Below are 17,907 nucleotides of genomic sequence, written 5' to 3' on the forward strand. Positions count from 1 at the left end.
TACTCGCCCTGGCCCGCGCCCCAAACGACCGCGGACCGGAAACTTGTTAATGTGCGAGCCATGACAGCTGATGAACATGAAAAACCTGGCACGGAGCACGAGTTAGCGGCGTCTCCTGGGAGCTGGGCGGGCCCGGTCGGCGGCTTCCTCTTGATGCTCTCTGGACTCGGTCTGCTCCTGTGGGGGTTCCTGGGCCGGTCCAGCTCTAGCCCTTCACTGATCTACCAGGCCGCGAAGGTCGTGGCGATCGGCCTGGTGGTCACCGGTACCACTCTGGTGGCGCGCCGACGCGACTCGTCACGGCGCCCCGACGCAGAGGCAGAGCCTGCTCCACGGTCGTGACACGTACCGGCCCGAGCCGGAGATCTGGCTCGCGCCGGTAGCCGGAGGCTGTTCCTGGTGGAGACGTACGTGGTTCTGCTACCAGTCGCTGTTCCGGCACTTGGCAGGCTCAGCCCTTTTCTCGTCACCTTCCATGGTCCGCGTCTCTGCGCGGGGAGACGCTGTCGCGGAGGTGTAGCACATATTGCCAGGAAGAACCGGTCATCGGGCCACGAGGACGACTTCGTGCGCGGGAAGCGCCGAACACGGTCGTACAGCGCTTACTGACTTCGGCGTTTTAGGGTCAGTTCGGTCTGTCGAGAGTGAGGCCCGTCCCGGCGAGAAATCCGCCGAGGTTGCTGTGCCGGTACTGCAGAGCCTTGAGCCGCCTGCGGAGACGAGTCTCCAGCTCGCTGAGGGCGCGGGCGGCCAGGTTGGCCGGGCTCCGCTTGATATGCGCCCACAGGCCCTCGACCGGGTTGAGCTCGGGCACATACCCGGGCAGCAGGACCACCGTCAGCCAGTCCCGGCCGGCCATGGCCACGAGCGTCTTCATCGTCTTGGTGGATGTAGTAGTCGCTCTCGCCGAGCGAGCGGCGCTCGCCCTTGCGGCCGGTATGCCGACGTAGCCGGTAGCACAGGCGGGCGGGAAGTCCGGGCCGGTAGCACAGCAGCCCGGCCACCGACAGGCGCCCACGGCCACGGCCACGGCCTGAAACGCGGACCGGCGGGGTGATGCCGCGTCGGCCCCAGGTGCGGCCCTTGGGCGGCCGGCCGGTCACGCCCGCTTCGTCCTCGAAGCAGACGAACGCGCCGGTCGCCGCCCTAAGGGTTTTACCTCCTGCCAGGTCACCTCCCGCCATGCGGTGACCGCGTCCTCGTCCCGTTCGGCGGCGGGCCGGGCGGGCATCTGCACGCTGAAGCCCATCCGGTGCAGCAGCCGGGTCACCCCGGAGACGCTCTAGGAGAGGTGGAACTTCCGCCCGATCAGCGTGCACACCCTTGCGGCGGTCCACACCTGGCCGTCCCTCCAGCCGTGCGCGGCCGGCCCCTCGTCCAGCCAGACGGCAAGCTTGGCCTGCAGGTCGGGGCCGAGTCGGCAGTCGTAGCCCCGGGGGCCCATGGGAACGCAGGGCTTTCCGCCCACCCGAGGCCCAGGCACGGCGCCACTGGTAGAGCGACTTCTCACTCACCCGTAACTCCCGGGCGACGAACGGTACTTTCGCCGAGCACACCATCACCGCGACCAAGGTCTACAGCGAGGACGGAGGAACCGAGGCTCCGGAGGACAACTGTGCTGACTTCCCGCTGGAACGGGCGGGGGACGAAGTTGTCCGCCCACTGCATCTGCTGCCCCTTCTTCAGGTTGCAGACCTCGCACAGGGCCTGCCCGTTCTCGGTGGTGGTCGGGCCGCCCTCGGCCCAGGGAAGCGGGTCGCCCGGTGGCAGCAGACCGGCGAGAAGCTCTCCCCCGTCATGGTCTGGACGCCGGAACAGACCGGCGCCTTCCTCGACTTCGTTGCCGAGGATCGGCTGTACGCCATGTGGCATCTGATCGCCTTCCGGGGGCCTGCGTCGCGGTGAGGCATGCGGCCAGCCGTGGTCGGAGAACCAACCTCGACCGGCACTCCCTCACGGTCACCGGACAACTCGTCCAGGACGGCTGGGAGGTCGAGGCGTCGGAGCCGAAGACCGACAGCGGCTTCCGAGTCGTCGCCCTCGACGACGACACCGTCGACGTACTGGAGCGGCACCGGAAGCAGCAGGAGGCGGACCGCGCGGAGTGGGGCTCTGCCTGGATCGAGACCGGCCTCGTCTTCACCCAGGAAGACGGCTCCTGGCTACACCCCGGCAAGGTCACCGACCTCTTCGAGCGGCTCGTCGCAGCGTCCGAGCTCCCGCCGATCCGGCTGCACGACCTCCGGCACGGCGCGGCCACGCTCATGCTCGCCGCTGACATCGACATCAAGATCGTGTCGGACACTCTCGGGCACAGCGACACCCGCATTACGCGGGACATCTACCAGAGTGTCCTCCCCCACGTCGGCAAGAACGCCGCCGAGGCGACCGCCAAGCTGGTCCCACTTCAACGCAGGACCGAGGCGGAACAGGCCGCTCGCAGGGCCGCGGCCGCCAAGAAGGCGAAGGTCAAGGCGAAAGGCCGGGCCAAGAGCAAGAAGAAGGGTGAACGCCGGAAGCCCGACCAGTAGGCCGCGGCACCGTTCCGCTCACGCATCGCTCACGCAAGCCCCTTCACGACGTCCCAGCCGTACACCTCGCCACGCCCTAACCGGCCCCGAAAAAAGCAAAAGCCCCAGGTCACGGCGAGTGAGTCCTGAGGCTTCGGCAGAGCCGCCTTCGGGATTCGAACCCGAGACCTACGCATTACGAGTGCGTTGCTCTGGCCATCTGAGCTAAGGCGGCGCGCTGTCCACACCATGGTGCGATCAGCAACGTCGGTAAGTCTACACAGTTTCCGGGGGTGCTCCGAACAGGCCCCGGAAGCAGTGATTCCGGGGCCTGGACCGGCGGCTACCGGCAGCTCTTGCCCTTCGTCGGCGGGGTTCCGTGGAGCAGGTAGGTGTCGATCGCGGAGTCGATGCAGGCGCTTCCGCGGCCGTAGGCGGTGTGGCCGTCGCCGTCGTAGGTGAGGAGTCGCGCCGAGGAGAGCTGCCGGGCGAGGGACCGGGCCCAGCGGTACGGGGTCGCCGGGTCGCGGGTGGTGCCGACGACGACGATCGGGGCGGCGCCCTTCGCCTCGATGCGGTGCGGCTGACCCGTGGGCATCACCGGCCAGTACGCGCAGTTCAAGGAGGCCCAGGCCAGGCCCTCGCCGAAGACCGGGGAGGCCTTCTCGAAGGACGGGACGGCCTTTTCCACCTGGTCGGGCGTGGAGAAGGCCGTGGGCAGGTCGAGGCAGTTCACCGCCGCGTTGGCCGCCATCAGGTTGGCGTAGCGGCCGTCGGCGTCCCGCTCGTAGTAGCTGTCGGACAGGGCGAGCAGGCCCGCGCCGTCCTTGCCCTTGATCGCCGAGGTCAGCGCCTCGCGCAACTGGTCCCAGGTGCTCTCGTCGTACATCGCCGCGATCACGCCGGTGGTGGCGAGGGACTCACCGAGCCTGCGGCCGTCCGGGTCCCCGGTGGGAATCGGCCGCGCGTCGAGTCGGCGGAAGAATGCCTTGAGGTTCTCGCCGACCTTGGCGGGAGCCGTGCCCTTCCTGCCGAGCGGGCAGTCGGACCGCTGGGCGCAGTCCTTCGCGAACGACTGGAACGCCGTCTCGAACCCGGCCGTCTGGTCCAGGTTCAGTCGGCGGGCGGGCAGCGACGGGTCCATCGCGCCGTCCAGGACGAGCCGGCCCACCCGGTCGGGGAACAGTCCCGCGTAGGTCGCCCCGAGGAACGTCCCGTACGACGCCCCTACGTACGTCAGTTTCCGGTCGCCCAGAACCGCGCGCAGGATGTCCATGTCGCGGGCCGCCTCCACGGTGGAGACGTGCCGCAGCAACTTCGGCGAGTGCGCGCCACAGCCCTCCGCGAACCCCTTGTAGGCGGTGACGAGTTGGTCCTTCTCCCGCTGGTCGTCGGGGGTGGTGTCCGTCTGCGTGTACCTGTCCATCTGGCGCCCGTCGAGGCACTCCACGGGCTCGCTGCGGGCCACGCCTCGCGGGTCGACGGCGACCATGTCGTAGTGGGCGCGCACCTCGGCGGGGTAACCGATGCCCGCGTACTGCTGGACGTAACCGACCGCCGAGCCGCCCGGTCCGCCCGGGTTCACCAGCAGCGAGCCGAGCCGCTTGCCCGGGCCCGTGGCCTTCTTCCGGACGACCGCGAGCCGGACGTCGCCCGCCCCCGGCTCGGCGTAGTCGAGCGGCGCCTTCAGGGTGGCGCACTGGAAGCCGGGCACACCGCAGCCGCGCCAGCTCAGCTTCTGCCCGTAGTACGGCGCGAGCGCCGACGGCGTGGCCTGCGGGAGCGCGACGAGCGCCGCCACTGCCGTGGAACCTGGGGAGCTCGTCGTCTTCGCGGCGGAACAGCCCGAGACGAGCAGCGCCGCCAGCGAGAGAACGGTGACGCCGGTGCGGGACCTGCGGAGAGAGCGCCTGATGTGCATCCAGCGAGCGTAACTCTGAGCGACGGTCCGCATGCCTTACGTACGCGAAGGGACACGGACGAGTGACACCGACGAGAGTGACACCGACGACGCAGGATCGGCCTCGCACCGCCCGCTGGGCGGGGCGGCGGCCTGCTTGACGGAGCGGCCGACAGCCGAGGGCCGGGTCAGCCCGCTCTCAGCGCCATCGTCATCGCCTCCACCGCCAGCAGCGGAGCCACGTTGCGGTCGAGGGCCTCTCTGCACCCGGCGATGGCGTCGATACGGCGGAGGGTGGACTCCGGGCTGCTGCCGCGGGCGAGCCGCTCCAGCGCGTCCTCGGCGTCCGCGTTGGCGATCGCGATGCGGGAGCCGAGCTGGAGGGCGAGCACGTCCCGGTAGAAGGCGGTCAGGTCGGTGAGCGCGAGGTCGAGGCTGTCCCGCTGCGTACGCGTCCTGCGGCGCTTCTGCTTGTCCTCCAGGTCCTTCATCACGCCGGCCGTGCCGCGCGGCATCCGGCCGCCCTGCGCCGCGCCCAGCGCCGCCTTCAGCTCGTCGGTCTCCTTGCCGTCCATCTCCTCCGCGAGCTGCTTGGCGTCCTCGCTGGCCGCGTCGACCAGTTCCTGGGCCGCTCTGAGACAACCGCCGACGTCGTCGACGCGCAGGGGCAGCTTCAGTACGGACGCACGGCGTTCGCGGGCTGCGGGGTCGGTGGCCAGTCGGCGGGCCCGGTCGACGTGCCCCTGCGTGGCCCGGGCCGCGGCCACGGCCACGGCCGGCTCGATGCCTTCGCGCCGGACGAGCATGTCGGCGACCGCGTCGACGGAGGGAGTACGCAGATTCAGGTGCCGGCACCGCGACCGGATGGTGGGCAACACATCCTCCAGGGAGGGCGCGCAGAGCATCCAGACCGTCCGCGGAGCGGGCTCCTCGACGGCCTTCAGGACGGCGTTCGCGGACTTCTCGTTCAGCCGCTCCGCGTCCTCGACGAGGATGACCTGCCAGCGGCCCGTGGCGGGCGACGTGTACGACTTGCGGACCGTGTCACGCATGTCCTCGGCGAGGATCTGCGAACCGACGGCGGCGACGGTGGTGACATCGGCGTGCGTGCCGATGAGCGCCGTATGACAGCCGTCGCAGAAGCCGCAGCCCGGGACGCCGCCCAGCGCCCGGTCCGGACTCACGCACTGGAGCGCGGCGGCGAAGGCCCTCGCCACCTGGCTGCGACCGGCGCCGGGCGGGCCGGTGAACAGCCAGGCGTGCGTCATCTTCGACGCCTCGGGCGGCGGCGCGGCGGAGGTGGCCGCGGTGACGAGCGCGTCGGCGTCCCGAGCGGCAGCGGCCAGCTGCCCACTCACCTTCTCCTGCCCGACGAGGTCGTCCCACACGGTCATGCGTCACGCCGCCCTTTCGTCACGTTTCGCGTTGCGGCTTCCATTGTGCGGGGAGCCACTGACAATCGAGTCACGGTGAGGCCGGCTCCGCCGAGGACCCGGCGGACGTTCCTCGGCGGGGCGGGGCCGCTCGGTGGCGGGGCGCGTGCCGACGCTCAGCGGCGACGGCCCCGTCCCCGGCCCTCGTCGTTGCCGTCCTCGTCCCGGCGCGGTCCCAGCAGTTCGTCCGCCAGCGTCGGCAGACCGTCCAGCGGGGTCTCCTCGGCCCAGTCCGGCCGGGGCCGCTGCCGGGGAGCGCCCTCCTCGTCGACCTGCGGCAGTTCCCGCGTGCGGTCGTCGGCGCCGTCCGGCCCGGCTCCGTCCCGCTCGCCGCGCTCGTCGCGGAAGTAACCCGGCGGCACCCGGTCCGAGGGGCTCTGCCCCCGCACCGGAGGCAGCACGGCCGTCTCGTCCTCGGGGCTGCCTGCGCGGACCGGAGGCAGTACCGCCGTCTCGTCCGTGGCGCCCGGCGGAATCGAGGGCTGCGGCAGCTCGGCCGTCACCTCGGCGTCGGCTCCGCCCGCGGCGCTCGAAGGCCTCCCGGGTCCGGACGCCTCGGCGGACGGCCGCGCGGGCCGCGTCGGCTCCTTGTCCGTCGGGACCGGCGGCAGCACCGCCGTCTCGTCCACCGGTCCGCCCGACGCGTTCGTCGGAGTCACCACCGGCGTCGGCACGGTCACCGCTTCCGGCGGGGCCGCAGGAGCAGTGGGGCGCGTCGGCTTCGGTCCGACCTGTGCCGCCGCCGCGGCCTGCTCCGCCGCGCGCCGGGCCTCCTCGGCCCGCAGCAGCGCCTCCTCGGCCTTGCGCTGCTTCTCCAGGCGCCGGCTCTCGGCCTCGGCGCGCAGCCGCGCCTCCTCCTCGGCCTGCTTGCGGCGCCGCTCCTCATCCGCCTTGCGGCGGGCCTCCTCCTCCGCGCGGGCCTTCTCCTCCGCGAGAAGACGGACCCGCTCCTCCTCGGCACGCCTGCGTCCCTCCTCGGCGCGCAGCCGGGCCTCCTCGGCCTGCCGTTCGGCCTCGCGTCGCTGCGCCTCCTCGAGCTCGCGCCGCTTGCGCTCCTCCTCCTCGGCGCGCAGCTTGGCGAGCTGCTCCTGGCGCTCGCGTTCCAGGCGCTCCTCCTCGGCCTTGCGGGCGGCCTCCTCCTCGGCCTTGCGGCGGGCCTCCTCCTCGGCCTTCCTGCGTGCCTCCTCCTGGGCCTTGATCTCGGCCTCGGACAGGGGCAGCAGCTGGTCCAGCCGGTGCCGGACGACGGTCGTGACGGCCTCCGGCTCCTGGGCCGCGTCGACCACCAGATAACGGCCCGGGTCGGCCGCGGCCAGCGTCAGGAAACCGGACCGCACCCGCGCGTGGAACTCGGCCGGCTCCGACTCCAGCCGGTCCGGCGCCTCCGTGAAGCGCTCGCGGGCGGCCTCCGGTGACACGTCCAGCAGGACCGTCAGATGCGGGACCAGGCCGTTCGTCGCCCAGCGCGAGATCCGTGCGATCTCGGTCGGGGACAGGTCACGGCCCGCGCCCTGGTAGGCGACGGACGAGTCGATGTAGCGGTCGGTGATCACCACCGCGCCGCGTTCCAGGGCGGGCCGGACGACCGTGTCGACGTGCTCCGCGCGGTCCGCCGCGTACAGCAGCGCCTCCGCCCGGTGCGAGAGCCCGGCGCTGGAGACGTCCAGCAGGATCGAACGCAGCCGCTTGCCGACGGGTGTGGCCCCCGGCTCACGTGTGAGGACGACCTCGTGGCCCTTGGCCCTTATCCACTCCGCGAGGGCTTCGGCCTGCGTGGACTTGCCGGCGCCGTCGCCGCCCTCGAGGGCGATGAAGAAGCCGTTCCCGGCGGGTGCGGGCGCCGGGTCGTCGCCTCCGAGCAGCGCGTCCCGCAGGTCCTGCCGCAGGGGTACGCCGGAGCGGTCGTCGACCTTGGCCAGCACCAGTGCGGCCACCGGCAGCAGCAGCGCACCGACCAGCATCAGCGTGAACGCGGCACCGCCGTGCGCGAACACGAACTTGCCGTTCTCCAGCCGGTGCGGCCCGATGAGCGCCGCCACCAGCGGGGCGATCACCGCGCCCAGCGCCACCACGACCCGTACGACGGCGTGCAGGTGCTCCGTGGTCCGCGCCCGGCGGTGCTCCTCGGTCTCCTGGTCGAGCAGGGCGTGCCCGGTGTTGGCGGCGACGCCCGCGCCGACGCCGGCCAGAGCCAGGATCAGCAGCACACTGGTGACGTCCGGGACCAGGCCCGCGGCCAGCAGCGCCACGCCGGTGAAGGCGATGGCCAGCGCGAGCAGGCGGCGCCGGGACAGCGACACGAGCACCTTCGGCGCCGTACGGATGCCGACGACGACCCCGCCGGTCAGCGCGAGCACGAGCAGCCCGTACAGGACCGGACCGCCGCCCAGGTCCTTGGTGTGCAGCACGGACACGGCGACGGCGGCGGAGACCGCCCCCGCGACGGTGGCGCAGGCGAGGACCAGCAGCGGGATCACGCCGGTGCGGCCCGCGTCGACGCCGGTGGCGGTCCTGGGCCGGCGCAGCCCCTCGAGCGGCGACCGCGCGCGCGGGGTGCGCACGCCGGGCAGCTCCAGGAAGGTCACGATGGACAGGGATCCGGCGAAGAGTCCCCCGGCGACGTAGGAGGCGAGGGCCGCCTGGTGCTGCCCGAACCAGTCGATCCCGGCGCCCAGAAGATTGTTGACCAACGCCGCGACGACCAAGGTGGCCGCGCCGAGGGGGATCGTCGCGAAGCCCGTCCGCAGGGAGAGCCGGCGCAGGGCGTCCATGTGGTCCGGCAACGGCCGTACCGTCGCGCCCTCCAGGGGAGGCGTGGGCAGCAGGGCCGGGGACGCGCTCTCGCGGGCGACCGTCCAGAACCGTTCGGCCACCCCGGTCACGAACACCGTGACGAGCAGCAGGGCCGGCGCGTCGTCCGGCGTCCAGTCGATCCACAGCGGCGCGACGATCAGCAGCGCGGCGCGCACCCCGTCCGCGCCGGCCATGGTCCAGCGGCGGTCGAGCGGGCCGTCGGGCGAGGTCAGCGACGTCAGCGGGCCCAGCAGGACGGCGCCGAACAGCAGGGTGGCCAGAATCCGCACGGCGAAGACGGTCGCCACTGCGAACGCCACGCCACGGTAGCCGCCCCCGAAGGAGCCCTCCACGATGGCCGCTTGGAGGACGAGGAGGACGCACACCAGCAGGGCGAGGGTGTCTCCCACACCGCTCACCAGCTGTGCGCTCCAGAGCCGTTTGAGCTGCGGCTCACGCAACAGGGCGCGCACAGCGCGCTCGCGGGAGTCCGCCACCAGGGCGTCGTCCGGTGCCGGGTGGTGGGCCGTTGGCTGCTCGGCTCGCGTCATGCTTTCAGCCTATCGGCCGCGACCGACACGCTGGGGACCCCGTCCACACGTACGACCGCCCCGACACCAAAGTGATGCCGGGGCGTTGGTTTCGCGAACCGTCGCGGGGGAACGGCGTCGCGGTCAGTCGTTCGATCAGCCCTCGGACGTGGGCGACGGGGAAGCAGCCGTCTTCTTCGTGACGGTCTTCTTCGCCGTGGTCGTCTTCTTCGCGGTGGCGGCGGTCTTCTTGGCGGCTGTCTTCTTCGCCGGTGCCGCCTTCTTCGCCGTCGCCTTCTTCGCGGGCGCCTTCTTGGCCGTCTTCTTCGCCGGCGCCTTGGCGCGCTTCTCGGCGAGCAGCTCGAAGCCGCGTTCCGGGGTGATCTCCTCGACGCTGTCGCCGGAGCGCAGGGTCGCGTTGGTCTCCCCGTCGGTGACGTACGGCCCGAAGCGACCGTCCTTGACGACGACCGGCTTTCCGCTGACGGGGTCCGCGCCCAGCTCCTTCAGCGGCGGCTTGGCGGCGGCCCGGCCACGCTGCTTGGGCTGGGAGTAGATCTCCAGCGCCTCTTCGAGGGTGATCGTGAAGAGCTGGTCCTCGGTCTGGAGCGACCGCGAGTCCGTGCCCTTCTTCAGGTACGGACCGTAGCGGCCGTTCTGCGCGGTGATCTCCACGCCCTCGGCGTCGGCGCCGACGACCCGCGGCAGGGACATCAGCTTGAGGGCGTCCGCCAGCGTCACCGTGTCCAGCGACATCGACTTGAACAGTGAGGCCGTACGCGGCTTCACGGCGTTCTTGCCGGTCTTCGGGGTGCCCTCGGGGAGTACCTCGGTCACGTAGGGGCCGTAGCGGCCGTCCCTGGCGATGATCTGATGGCCCGTCCCCGGGTCGGCGCCGAGCTCGAAGTCGCCGCTCGGCTTGGCGAGCAGTTCCTCCGCGAGCTCGATGCTCAGCTCGTCGGGGGCCAGGTCCTCGGGCACGTCGGCGCGCTGGTGGCCCTCGGAGTCCTTCTCGCCGCGCTCGATGTAGGGGCCGTAGCGGCCGACCCTGAGCACGATGTCGTTGCCGACCGGGAACGACGACACCTCGCGCGCGTCGATCGCGCCCAGGTCGGTCACCAGCTCCTTGAGGCCGCCGAGGTGGTCCCCGTCGCCGTTGCCCGCGTCCGCGGCGACACCCGCGGCCGTGCCCTCGCCGAAGTAGAACCGCTTCAGCCACGGCACGGCCTGCGCCTCACCGCGGGCGATGCGGTCGAGGTCGTCCTCCATCCTGGCGGTGAAGTCGTAGTCGACCAGCCGGCCGAAGTGCTTCTCCAGGAGGTTGACCACGGCGAAGGACAGGAAGGACGGCACGAGTGCCGTGCCCTTCTTGAAGACGTAGCCGCGGTCCAGGATCGTGCCGATGATCGACGCGTACGTCGACGGGCGGCCGATCTCGCGCTCCTCGAGCTCCTTGACCAGGCTGGCCTCGGTGTAGCGGGCCGGGGGCTTGGTGGCGTGCCCGTCGACCGTGATCTCCTCGGCGCTCAGGGCGTCGCCCTCGCCGACCTGGGGCAGCCGGCGCTCGCGGTCGTCCAGCTCGGCGTTCGGGTCGTCGGCGCCCTCGACGTACGCCTTCAGGAAGCCGTGGAAGGTGATCGTCTTGCCGGAGGCGCTGAACTCGACGTCCCGGCCGTCGGAGGCAGTGCCACCGATCTTCACCGTGACGCTGTTGCCGGTGGCGTCCTTCATCTGGGAGGCGACGGTCCGCTTCCAGATCAGCTCGTAGAGCCTGAACTGGTCGCCGGTCAGACCCGTCTCGGCAGGGGTGCGGAAACGATCACCCGACGGGCGGATCGCCTCGTGCGCCTCCTGCGCGTTCTTGACCTTGCCGGCGTACGTGCGGGGCTGGGGGGGCAGGTAGTCGGCGCCGTACAGCTGTGTGACCTGGGCGCGGGCGGCGGTGATCGCCGTTTCGCTCAGCGTCGTGGAGTCCGTACGCATGTACGTGATGTAGCCGTTCTCGTACAGCTTCTGCGCCACCTGCATGGTGGCCTTGGCGCCGAAGCCGAGCTTGCGGCTGGCCTCCTGCTGAAGCGTCGTCGTACGGAACGGGGCGTACGGCGAGCGGCGGTAGGGCTTCGACTCGACGGAGCGGACGGCGAACCGCGTGTCGTCCAGGGCCGCGGCCAGGGCGCGGGCGTTCGCCTCGTCGAGGTGGAGGATGTTCGCGCTCTTGAGTTGTCCCAGCGAGTCGAAGTCACGGCCCTGCGCGACCCGCTTGCCGTCGACGGCCTGGAGGCGCGCGACCAGCGACGACGGGTCCGAGGAGTCACCGGCTCGGCCGGTAGAGAAGGTGCCCGTCAGGTCCCAGTACTCAGCAGAACGAAACGCGATGCGCTCGCGTTCCCGCTCCACCACGAGCCGGGTGGCGACGGACTGGACGCGGCCGGCCGACAGACGCGGCATGACCTTCTTCCACAGGACCGGCGAGACCTCGTAGCCGTAGAGGCGGTCGAGGATGCGGCGGGTCTCCTGGGCGTCGACGAGCTTCTGGTTGAGCTGGCGCGGGTTGGCGACGGCGGCCCGGATCGCGTCCTTGGTGATCTCGTGGAAGACCATCCGCTTGACGGGGATCTTGGGCTTGAGGACCTCCTGGAGGTGCCAGGCGATCGCCTCGCCCTCCCGGTCCTCATCGGTGGCGAGGAAGAGCTCGTCGGACTCCTTCAGCAGGTCCTTGAGCTTCTTGACCTGCGCCCGCTTGTCGGCGTTGACGACATAGATCGGCTGGAAGTCGTGTTCGACGTCCACGCCGAGGCGGCGCACCTCGCCCGTGTACTGCTCCGGCACCTCCGCGGCACCGTTGGGAAGGTCACGGATGTGCCCGACGCTGGCCTCGACGATGTAGCCGGGGCCGAGGTAACCCTTGATCGTCTTCGCCTTGGCAGGCGACTCGACGATCACGAGTCGGCGGCCGCCCTTCGCGGTCTCGCTGGTCGGGGACAACTTCGCTCTTCTCTCCGGATCGACGCTGGGGCCTCCCCAGGCCTTGCTCCCGGGGTCGGGTCAGGGGTGACGCTGCGGAGTGTGACGGTACATCCCGCCCCCGTGTCAAACGGGAAAAGCCCGCAACGGCCACTCGAACGGTAACCCGACTACCGCCATTCCTGCCGCCCGGAGTACCGACGGGCCCTTTTCCGTACGACCGGAACGCGCCTTCCCCTTTACCGCGCGGTCACGTCCACCCGCTTCGAACGCCGGTCCGGGCGCCGGCCCGGCCGGATTCGCGAAGGGCGCCTCGGCGGCGTCTCCGTGACCGGTCCGGGAAGGGGTGCCGCGGGCGGCTTCAGAGGCGGCCGAAGCTCCATGCGCCGACGGCCAGCGCGGCGACCGCGGCCAGGGTCGCGAGGGTCGCCGATGCGACGGGGCTCACATCGTGGGCCACGGGTTCACGGTTCCGTACCCGGACCGCGGTCCACACCAGCAGCGCGCCCCCGAACAGGGCGAACACCATTCCCGCGAAGATCGCCGGTCCACTTTCCATGAACGTCCCCGCCCTCTTGCTCCCACCCGTGTACGCCCCGGCCACGGAGGCTGCCACGCGCGGGCGGCGCCCCGGCGAACCCGAGGTGAACGCCGGGGCTACGGGTGGGGACGGAGGGCTCGGCGGCCGGCGGCCGGCGGCGCGGTTCCCGTCCCGTCGGAAGCCGTGCCCGACCGCCGCGCCCGTCCCGAGGGGCGCCCTGGAGCGCGCCGGAGAGGACCGGGCCGGGACGGGTGCGGGATTTCCGGCCGTCCTCCCCATCACCGGCACTGTCGATCGGCTCACACTGCATACGATCTCGGCGGACCTGGGGCGCAGAGCGGAGTACAGCGGAGAACAGAGGACGCGGAAAGGGAGCGGAGGAGCCCGGGCGTCACTCCGCCGGTTCGAGGAAACCCTGCTCCACCAGAAGCCGGATCTGGGCCGGAGTGCGGTCCCGCAGTGCCACCGGGTCCTCTCCGACCAGTTGGGCGATGGCGTCGAGAATGCGGCCGGCGCTCAGCGACCCGTCGCACACGCCCGCGAAGCCCGCGCCGACCGTGTCCACCTGGGTGGCCCGGCGCATGCCGCGGTGCTGGCGCAGCACGACGTGCTCCGGGTCCTCGGCGCCGGGCAGCCCGACCTGCTCCTGGACGACCTCCGTGACCAGCCGGAAATGTCCGGCGAGCAGGGCCGCGTCGTCGTGTGCGCGCAGGTAGTCCAGCCGTCCGAAGTGCGCCAGGATCGTGTCGCCCAGCGGCTGTTCGACCGGATGCGGCCACTCCTCCACCGTGATCGAGGGGTCCGCGGCGGCCGTCCTGCGCAGCGTGATCCAGCCGAAACCGACGGCCTTCACCTTGCGCGCCTCGAACTCGTCCAGCCATGCGTCGTAATGCGCCTGGTACTCCGCCTGGTCGCCCCGGTGGTCGCCGGAGTCCCTCAGCCAGAGCTCGGCGTACTGCGTGACGTCCTGCACCTCGCGCTGCACGATCCACGCGTCACACCCGCGCGGCACCCATGACCTGAGCCTGTCCTGCCAGTTCTCCCCTTCCACGTGCTGCCAGTTGGCGAGGAACTGCGCGAACCCGCCGTCGTTCAGCCGTTCCCCCGCTCCTTGAACGAGCGAGCGGCACAGATCGTCCCCTCCCATCCGGCCGTCCCGGTACGTCAGCCGGGCGTCCGGCGAGATGACGAACGGCGGGTTCGACACGATCAGGTCGTACGTCTCGTCGTCCCGGACCGGCTCGAACAGCGAGCCCTCGCGCAGGTCCGCCGCGGGAGCCCCGGACAGCGCGAGCGTGAGCCGGGTGATGTGCAGCGCGCGCGGGTTGAGGTCGGTCGCCGTCACGCGCGTGGCGTGCTGGGCTGCGTGCAGCGCCTGGATGCCCGAGCCGGTGCCGAGGTCGAGGGCGGCGGAGACGGGTACGCGCACGGTGATGCCGGCCAGGGTCGTCGACGCGCCCCCGACACCGAGGACGACGCCTTCGTCCTTGCTGCCGATGCCGCCGGCACCGCCGACCGCGCACCCGAGGTCCGACACGATGAACCAGTCCTCGCCGCCCGGCCCGCCGTACGGCCGTACGTCCACGGTCGCGGCCACCTCGTCCGCGCCCGTGGAGACCAGCCAGCCGCTCTCCACGCACGCGTGAACGGGCAGGAACTCCTCCACGCGCGCGTAGGGCACGGGCTGCTGGAGCAGGAAGAGGCGGACGAGCGTCTCCAGCGGCGTGTCCCCGCGCGTCGCACGCAGCGCGGGAACGGTCTCGCTGCGCGCCAGGGCCGCGTAGGCGGGCGCACCGAGCAGCTCGAGGAGACCGTCCGCGGTGAAGGAGGCCGCGAGCAGCGCCTCGCGCAGCCGGGCGGCGACGTCGGGGCGGTCTGCGGAGGGCAGGGGGGAGAGGGTGGCGTTACTCACGCCCCCATTGTCTCCCGTCACCCCTCGGGCTGCGCTCCCCCGGACGCTCCCAGGTCGCGTCCCCCGGACACTTCCGGTCGCGCGACGTCAGCTGGTGGCCGCGCGGGCCGAGGCGGAGGCGGCCACCTTCTTGCAGCTGTCCTGGCTGGCCATGGCGTCCTTGACGTCGCCCTGCTCGAGGTTCTTCAGCGCGGTGTTGCCGCTCTTGCTGAGCTTGCCGAGGTCGGTGGCGATGCCCTGGAGGCCGTCGGCGAACTTCGCCTGGTCCTTGGTGTCCAGTGCGTCGACCTGCTTCTTCAGACCGGCATAGGAGGTCGAGAGGGTGGTGAGCGCTGCGACGGCGTCCTTCTGCTTCTTCTCGCCGTCGTCGACTCCGGGCGGCGTCCCGGCCTTCTGGACGGCCTGGGCGAGCGCGCCGTAGGCGTCGGACATGTCCTGGAAGGCCTGCGAGTCGGTCTTCTGGACGTTCGCCGGAGCGTTGTTGTCGGTGGCGGCCTGCTTGATCGCGCTGTTCGCCGCGTCGACCTTCGCGTCCTGGGCGGGCAGCGCGTCGCAGACCTGCTTGGCCCAGGCGTCGAGTTCCTTGTTGCCGTCGTCACTGCTGCATCCGGACAGCGCCAGTACCAGTACCGCACCGCCGGACATCACGGCCGCGAGCTTCTTGTTCACCGGATCGGTCCCTTCCATGGCTCTCGGCCCCGGAACATACACGGCAACCGGGCAAGAACCCCAGAACGAATGTCCGCTATGTAGTTCTTAGAGCCATTCGCACCAGGAGAGAGAAGGCTCACGGCACCCTCACACTCCCGACACAGCGGGCGGGCGACGCGACAACACGCGTCACCCGCCCGTCCCTTGAGCTGGGCCTCCGGTGGACCGACCTACGAAATCACCGCCGGATCGGCTGACTTGGACGAAGCGCCGGCGTTGTTTTCGTCACCGACGGCGATCCCGCGCCGCTTGGAGACGTACACCGCGACCACGACGACGGCGAGCGCCAGGACCGCGATCAGGATCCGCGCGCCGATGCTCTTGTCCTCGCCGTAGCTGAACTTGATCACGGCGGGTGCGATGAGCAGCGCCACGAGGTTCATGACCTTCAGCAACGGGTTGATCGCCGGACCGGCCGTGTCCTTGAACGGGTCGCCGACCGTGTCACCGATCACCGTGGCCGCATGCGCCTCGCTGCCCTTGCCGCCGTGATGGCCGTCCTCGACGAGCTTCTTGGCGTTGTCCCAGGCGCCACCGGAGTTGGCGAGGAAGACAGCCATCAGCGTGCCGGAGCCGATCGCGCCCGCCAGAAAGGCGCCGAGCGCCCCGACCCCGAGGGTGAACCCGATGAAGATGGGCGCCAGCACGGCGAGCAGCCCGGGCGTGGCCAGCTCGCGCAGGGCGTCCCGGGTGCAGATGTCGACGACCTTGCCGTACTCCGGCTCCTCGCTGTAGTCCATGATCCCGGGGTGCTCGCGGAACTGCCGCCGCACCTCGAACACCACGGAACCCGCCGACCGCGACACCGCGTTGATCGCCAGCCCCGAGAACAGGAAGACGACCGCGGCGCCCGCGATGAGTCCGACGAGGTTGTTGGGCTGCGAGATGTCCATCATCAGGCTCATCGGGGCGCCCGAGCCGGAGAGTTTCTCCCCGACGTCCTGCGCCCCGGTCGTGATCGCGTCCCGGTACGACCCGAAGAGCGCCGACGCCGCCAGCACAGCTGTGGCGATGGCGATGCCCTTGGTGATGGCCTTGGTGGTGTTGCCGACGGCGTCGAGGTTGGTGAGCACCTGCGCGCCCGCGCCCTGGACGTCGCCGGACATCTCGGCGATGCCCTGCGCGTTGTCGGAGACCGGCCCGAAGGTGTCCATGGCGACGATCACGCCGACCGTGGTGAGCAGGCCGGTGCCGGCCAGCGCCACCGCGAACAGCGCCAGCATGATCGACGTGCCGCCGAGCAGGAATGCCCCGTACACGCCCAGACCGATCAACAGGGCGGTGTAGACGGCCGATTCGAGGCCGACGGAGATCCCGGCGAGCACCACGGTGGCGGGACCCGTCAGCGACGACTTGGCGATGTCGCGCACCGGCCGGCGGCTGGTCTCGGTGAAGTAGCCCGTCAGCTGCTGGATGACCGCGGCCAGAAGGATGCCGATCGCCACCGCGACGAGGGCCAGGACGCGCGGATCGCCGTTCTTGCCCTGGATCGCCGCGTCGGTGACGCCGTCGAGGTCGGCGTACTTGCCGGGGAGGTAGAGGAAGACGGCGACGGCGACCAGCACGAGCGAGATCGTCGCCGAGATGAAGAAGCCCCGGTTGATCGCCGACATGCCGCTGCGGTCGGTGCGTCGCGGGGCGACCGCGAAGATCCCGACCATGGCCGTCAGCACGCCGATCGCGGGAACGAGGAGCGGGAAGGCGAGACCGGCGTCGCCGAAGGCCGCCTTGCCGAGGATCAGCGCGGCGACCAGGGTGACGGCGTACGACTCGAACAGGTCGGCCGCCATGCCCGCGCAGTCGCCGACGTTGTCGCCCACGTTGTCCGCGATGGTCGCGGCGTTGCGCGGGTCGTCCTCCGGGATGCCCTGCTCGACCTTGCCGACGAGGTCGGCGCCGACATCGGCGGCCTTGGTGAAGATGCCGCCGCCGACCCTCATGAACATGGCGATGAGGGCCGCACCGAGTCCGAAGCCCTCCAGCACCTTCGGCGCGTCGGCCGCGTACACCAGCACCACGCAGGCGGCCCCGAGCAGACCGAGCCCCACCGTGAACATGCCGACCACGCCGCCCGTACGGAATGCGATCTTCATTGCTTTGTGTGAGACGGCGGTGAGATCCTTTTCCGGTTCGCCTACCGCCGGAGTCGCTTCGCGGGCCGCGGCGGCGACACGTACATTACTGCGCACGGCCAGCCACATGCCGATATAGCCGGTGGCCGCGGAGAACGCGGCGCCGATCAAGAAGAAGGCCGATCGTCCGATGCGTTGATTCCAGTCGTCCGCCGGCAGCAACAGGAGCAGGAAGAACACGACGACGGCGAATACGCCGAGCGTGCGCAGCTGCCGGGCCAGATAGGCGTTGGCGCCTTCCTGGACCGCCGCCGCGATCTTCTTCATGCTGTCGGTGCCCTCGCCGGCCGCGAGCACCTGGCGCACCAGTACGCATGCGACCACGAGCGCGGCCAGTGCGACGACCGCGATGACCACCACGAGCAGGCGGTTGCCGTCGGTCAGCACTGCGGCTGCGAAGGTTGAGGAGTGGTCCAACCGATGAGGGGTAGAAAGCCCCGCCATTCGTCCTCCTTGACGCTTGGGCTGAGCTCAAGATGTG

Annotated in this window: 9 protein-coding genes, 1 tRNA gene and 3 pseudogenes; 1 reads left to right on the forward strand and 12 read right to left on the reverse strand. The window is 71.1% G+C overall.

Features of this window, described 5'->3' with window-relative positions; translation table 11 throughout:
* Positions 1-625: 625 nt before the first annotated feature.
* The 3 genes and pseudogenes from OHS71_RS18850 to OHS71_RS18865 all read right to left on the reverse strand — a co-directional run.
* Positions 626-886, reverse strand: a pseudogene (locus OHS71_RS18850) (transposase); the annotation flags it as partial.
* A 7-nt stretch (positions 887-893) separates the two neighbouring features.
* A pseudogene (locus tag OHS71_RS41345) lies at positions 894-1,544 on the reverse strand (winged helix-turn-helix domain-containing protein); the annotation flags it as partial.
* Entirely contained in the window at positions 1,507-1,851 is a 345-nt protein-coding gene (locus tag OHS71_RS18865; RefSeq protein WP_328484564.1) for an HNH endonuclease, read from the reverse strand. The gene OHS71_RS18865 and the pseudogene OHS71_RS41345, both read right to left, overlap by 38 nt.
* Here OHS71_RS18865 and OHS71_RS18870 point away from each other — a divergent pair.
* Positions 1,750-2,531: pseudogene (locus OHS71_RS18870) on the forward strand (site-specific integrase); the annotation flags it as partial. The gene OHS71_RS18865 and the pseudogene OHS71_RS18870 overlap by 102 nt on opposite strands.
* 140 nt (positions 2,532-2,671) lie before the next feature.
* Here OHS71_RS18870 and OHS71_RS18875 read toward each other — a convergent pair.
* The 9 genes from OHS71_RS18875 to OHS71_RS18915 form a co-directional block, all read right to left on the reverse strand.
* Positions 2,672-2,745, reverse strand: a tRNA-Thr gene (locus OHS71_RS18875).
* Positions 2,746-2,853: 108 nt separating this feature from the next.
* A complete protein-coding gene (locus OHS71_RS18880; RefSeq protein ID WP_328480541.1) occupies positions 2,854-4,431 on the reverse strand; it encodes an alpha/beta hydrolase in 1,578 nt (525 codons plus the stop codon).
* Positions 4,432-4,598: 167 nt separating this feature from the next.
* Positions 4,599-5,804, reverse strand: coding sequence for a DNA polymerase III subunit delta' (locus OHS71_RS18885; RefSeq protein WP_328480542.1), 1,206 nt, complete (start codon positions 5,802-5,804; stop codon positions 4,599-4,601).
* Between the two features lie 155 nt (positions 5,805-5,959).
* Entirely contained in the window at positions 5,960-9,187 is a 3,228-nt protein-coding gene (gene tmk, locus OHS71_RS18890) for a dTMP kinase (protein ID WP_328480543.1), read from the reverse strand.
* Between the two features lie 135 nt (positions 9,188-9,322).
* Entirely contained in the window at positions 9,323-12,151 is a 2,829-nt protein-coding gene (gene topA / locus OHS71_RS18895; RefSeq protein WP_328480544.1) for a type I DNA topoisomerase, read from the reverse strand.
* A 340-nt stretch (positions 12,152-12,491) separates the two neighbouring features.
* Positions 12,492-12,689 carry a hypothetical protein gene (locus OHS71_RS18900; RefSeq protein ID WP_328480545.1) on the reverse strand — a complete coding sequence of 66 codons (198 nt, stop codon included), beginning with the start codon at positions 12,687-12,689 and terminating at the stop codon, positions 12,492-12,494.
* A 373-nt stretch (positions 12,690-13,062) separates the two neighbouring features.
* Positions 13,063-14,583 (reverse strand): class I SAM-dependent methyltransferase, encoded by a 1,521-nt coding sequence (locus OHS71_RS18905; RefSeq protein WP_328480546.1) that lies wholly within the window; start codon positions 14,581-14,583, stop codon positions 13,063-13,065.
* Positions 14,584-14,670: 87 nt separating this feature from the next.
* Positions 14,671-15,270, reverse strand: coding sequence for a small secreted protein (locus OHS71_RS18910; RefSeq protein ID WP_328480547.1), 600 nt, complete (start codon positions 15,268-15,270; stop codon positions 14,671-14,673).
* Between the two features lie 194 nt (positions 15,271-15,464).
* A complete protein-coding gene (locus tag OHS71_RS18915) occupies positions 15,465-17,870 on the reverse strand; it encodes a sodium-translocating pyrophosphatase (RefSeq protein WP_328480548.1) in 2,406 nt (801 codons plus the stop codon).
* Between the last annotated feature and the right edge of the window lie 37 nt (positions 17,871-17,907).

It is taken from the genome of Streptomyces sp. NBC_00377, from assembly GCF_036075115.1.
In the GTDB taxonomy this organism is placed as follows: domain Bacteria; phylum Actinomycetota; class Actinomycetes; order Streptomycetales; family Streptomycetaceae; genus Streptomyces.

Coding starts and splice junctions, on each gene's coding strand:
- OHS71_RS18880 (WP_328480541.1), bottom strand. CDS start 4,431: ATGCACATCAGGCGCTCTCTCCGCAGGTCCCGCACCGGCGTCACCGTT.
- OHS71_RS18885 (WP_328480542.1), bottom strand. CDS start 5,804: ATGACCGTGTGGGACGACCTCGTCGGGCAGGAGAAGGTGAGTGGGCAG.
- tmk (WP_328480543.1), bottom strand. CDS start 9,187: ATGACGCGAGCCGAGCAGCCAACGGCCCACCACCCGGCACCGGACGAC.
- OHS71_RS18900 (WP_328480545.1), bottom strand. CDS start 12,689: ATGGAAAGTGGACCGGCGATCTTCGCGGGAATGGTGTTCGCCCTGTTC.
- OHS71_RS18910 (WP_328480547.1), bottom strand. CDS start 15,270: ATGGAAGGGACCGATCCGGTGAACAAGAAGCTCGCGGCCGTGATGTCC.
- OHS71_RS18915 (WP_328480548.1), bottom strand. CDS start 17,870: ATGGCGGGGCTTTCTACCCCTCATCGGTTGGACCACTCCTCAACCTTC.